Genomic DNA, 3,407 nt, shown 5'->3' with positions numbered 1-3,407 from the left:
TTGGCCTTGGCGACCAGTTCCGCGACCAGGGCCTCGTCCGACCTGCCAGTATCCGTCTTGACCTGCGTCTTGTCACTCATGGTGCACTCCTACCCTCTTGGAGTTACACCCTTATCTATACAGTCCCTCTTCACAGCCATCCGCACCGCCATCTTGCCCAATGTGCGTGATGTCGGCCAGCCGCGTCCACAGCCGCTACGAAAGCTGTCTGGCTGGCACCCCCATCTGAGCCCAAGAAGCCATCATCCACCTGCAGGTGCACCGGTTCTGCTGCGACCAGGACACCTGCAAGCAGGAGATATTCGCCGAACAGATCCTCGGCCTGGTGGAGGTCTCCAGCGGTCACCTGCTTCCCGATAAGTACTACTGCCTCTCACACGACCGGAAAGCCGAGTGGCGTGGGCTGAGCAGGCAGGGCGTCCCGGACCTGTACCCCCGAGGCGTGGCGGGAAGAGAATGAGGAGGTGGGCACCTGTGTTTTCCGCGACCTGAACAACGGCGACTACGGGACCGGGCCCGTCCCCGACCAGCAGCTCCGCTACGACCGCGCCGTCACGGACGTCTGCGCACGCCTGGACGACATGGAGGAGCGCTTGTCCCATGGACGCTACCTCGTGGGTGACCGCGTCACCATCACCGACATCCGCCTCTGCGCGACCTATTCCAGACTCCTGGGTCCGGCGACACTACACACTTCGACTACATTCGCGTCCACTGCTACGTTTTCGGGGCATCAACCCGACGCGGATTGTCATGGTCGGTCCTGGCTGACGAACGGGTGCCCGCGCTGGACCGAGCCCGGTGTCCCCAGGCGCCCGGGCCACCGAAGCCGACCGTCAGGACAGGGGCAACGGAATAGTCGAGCCCACGGCCTTGGTCTCCAGGTAGGTCTCCAGCCCCTCGCGTCCGCCCTGGCGCCCGATCCCGCTGGCCTTGTACCCGCCGTAAGGCGAGTCGGCGCCGTAGAAGGTGCCGCCGTTGACCGTGAACGAGCCCGTGCGTACGCCGCGGACTACCCGTGCGGCGCGCTCGGGGGTGGCGCTGAACACGGTGCCCGATAGGCCGTAACGGCTCTCGTTGGCCAAGTGGATGGCATCCTCGTCGTCGTCGAAGGGAGTGACGGCCAGAACTGGGCCGAACACCTCTTCCTGGGCGATGGTGGAGGTATTGTCCACGTCGACGATGAGGGTGGGCTCCACGAAGAACCCTTCGCCCTGGTTGGTGGGCGCGTGCCCGCCGACCAGGATGCGTCCGCTCTTCTCCGTGCGCACTGTCTCGATCAGGTCGAGGATGCGGTCGCGCTGGCGGGCGCTGACGATAGGCCCGATCAGGATGGATGGGTCGGTGGGGTCCCCATAGGAGATTTCGGTGAAGAAGGCCACCAGCGCCGCGACCGCCTCGTCGTAGTGCGAGCGGTGCACCAGCATCCGGGTGGGTAGTGCGCACCCCTGTCCCGCGTGCATGCAGGCCGCCACGGCGTTAGTGAACACAGCGGTCTGCAGGTCGGCGTCGTCCAGGACGATGCTTGCGCTCTTGCCGCCCAGTTCGAGCAGGGTGCGCTTGAAGGTAGACGCGCTTTTCTCCAGGACTAGCTGTCCTGTGGCTGTGGACCCGGTGAAGGAGACCATGTCCACGCACGGGTCGCTGAGCAGTCTCTGGGCGCCCGCGCGTTCGCGTGTGGTGAGCACGTTGACGACGCCGTCGGGAATATCAGTTCGTTCCTTGATGAGGCGTCCGACGCGAGCGGCGTTCCATGGCGTTTCGGATGCGGCTTTGACGATCACCGTGTTGCCAGTGGCCAGGGACGGGCCGAGCTTGTTCACGAGGATCTCGAACGGAAAATTCCAGGGGAGGATGGCGGCCACTACCCCGATAGCCTCCTTGAGTACCCATCGGTGGCTGATGGTCCCCATGCGCTCGGTGTCCTCGTTGCGCCAGACCCAGGGGATGGACTCAATCGCCTGCGCGGGCCACAGCAGTCCGTCGGAGAGGGGCCAGTCGAGTTGGGCTGTGTACGTGGTCGACACGGGTGCGCCGACCTCAGTGACCAGCTCGGCGCGCAGCTCTTCCTGCTCCTCGACGATGGCGTCATGCAGCTGGCGCAGGCAGCGCTGGCGGAAGGCGTGGTCGGTACTCCAATCGGTGGTGTCGAAGGCGCGCCGCGCTGCGACGATGGCCTCTTCGACGTCGGCGGGGGAGGCGTCGGCCATCACGCCCGCCACCTGACCGGTGGCCGGGTTGAGGACGTCGAGGGTCTTACCGTTTTCGGCCGGGCGGAGTCGCCCGTCGATGAGGAGCCGCTGCTCGTGGGTGGGGTTCGCCTGGTTCATCGGTGTCTCCTACAGCTCGGGAACGGAGAGCTGACCGGTAGTGACACCGCTGGTGCCGCCGCCGTCGGTGAGGATGGGGGCGCCGGTGATGGCGCCTGCACGGTCGCTGTTGAGGAAGAGCAGCACGTCGGCCTGCTCGCGCGGGGTCTGGTGTCGTCCCAGGGCGATCGGATAGTTGTCCATGAACCTTTCACTGGTCGTGGCCACGAAGTCGGGGGACATGGGCGTAGCCGTGGGGCCGGGTAGGATGGCGTTCTGTCGGATGGCGCGCTTGGCCAGGATCGTGGACGACCACATGGTCCACACGATCAAGGCTTCCTTCGACGCTGAGTAGGGGTGCCAGCTGTAAGTGTCAGGGTTCGCTTCGAACCACGCCTTGGCCGCCGCGTAGTCGGCGGTCTGGGCGAGCTCCTTCCAAGGCCCGAGACGGTCGGCCCACCTGACCCCGCCTTGTGAGGTGACGGTGGAGATGGTGCCGCCGTCGGGCATGCGCTCGGTCACGCGGTCTGTAAGGTGGCGGACCCCGGCGTAGTTGATGAGCATCGTGTCCAACTGCGAGGTGTGGTTGCCGGGCACCCCCACGCAGTTGAAGAGGGTGTGGATTGGTCCGCTTATCGCGGCCAGGGCGCTGTCGATCGCGTCGGGGTCCTTCAAATCGGCGTTTTGGTGGCTGGCGACCTTGACCGAGGGCTCCTTGAGGTCGAGGACATGGACCTCGGCCCCGAGTTCCACGAGTCCCTCGACGACGGCAGCTCCCATTCCGGAGCCACCGCCTCCGGTGACCACTGCGGTGCGGCCGTCGTACTCGTAGTCGTTGACGAACATGGTTGCCCTCCTGGGGGTCTCGTTGGTGCGCGGGCAGTCTGTTTTCTGCACGTGGGGACACCGTTCGTGTTGTCAGGGTTCATGTGGCTCAATCCCGCTGATTAACCGGGATTGACCGAACGCAACAGCAGCTGGGAGACGTCGACGACCTCGAGCGACTCCTTGGCCTCACCGGAGGACTTCTTCTCGTTGATCGCGTCGCCGAGCATGACCTGACAGAACGGGCACGCGGTGGAGACGGTGTCCGGGTTG

Annotated in this window: 3 protein-coding genes; 1 reads left to right on the top strand and 2 read right to left on the bottom strand. The window is 65.4% G+C overall.

Annotated features, from left to right (window positions below; genetic code table 11):
- Nucleotides 1-256 precede the first annotated feature (256 nt).
- Nucleotides 257-460: a hypothetical protein gene (locus ACYVDG_RS32515; RefSeq protein ID WP_460764045.1), complete on the top strand. Its 204-nt coding sequence runs from the start codon at nt 257-259 to the stop codon at nt 458-460.
- Nucleotides 461-836: 376 nt separating this feature from the next.
- On the opposite strand, the gene ACYVDG_RS32510 is transcribed toward ACYVDG_RS32515, so the two are convergent.
- Together ACYVDG_RS32510 and ACYVDG_RS32505 are read right to left on the bottom strand one after the other, a co-directional pair.
- Nucleotides 837-2,330: an aldehyde dehydrogenase family protein gene (locus tag ACYVDG_RS32510; RefSeq protein WP_460764041.1), complete on the bottom strand. Its 1,494-nt coding sequence runs from the start codon at nt 2,328-2,330 to the stop codon at nt 837-839.
- 9 nt (nt 2,331-2,339) lie between these two features.
- Nucleotides 2,340-3,155 (bottom strand): SDR family oxidoreductase, encoded by an 816-nt coding sequence (locus tag ACYVDG_RS32505; RefSeq protein WP_460764036.1) that lies wholly within the window; start codon nt 3,153-3,155, stop codon nt 2,340-2,342.
- Between the last annotated feature and the right edge of the window lie 252 nt (nt 3,156-3,407).

This window comes from Nocardiopsis oceani (genome assembly GCF_054777395.1).
The sequence above is the reverse complement of the archived record's forward strand: the minus strand, read 5'-3'. Positions and strand labels throughout refer to the sequence as shown.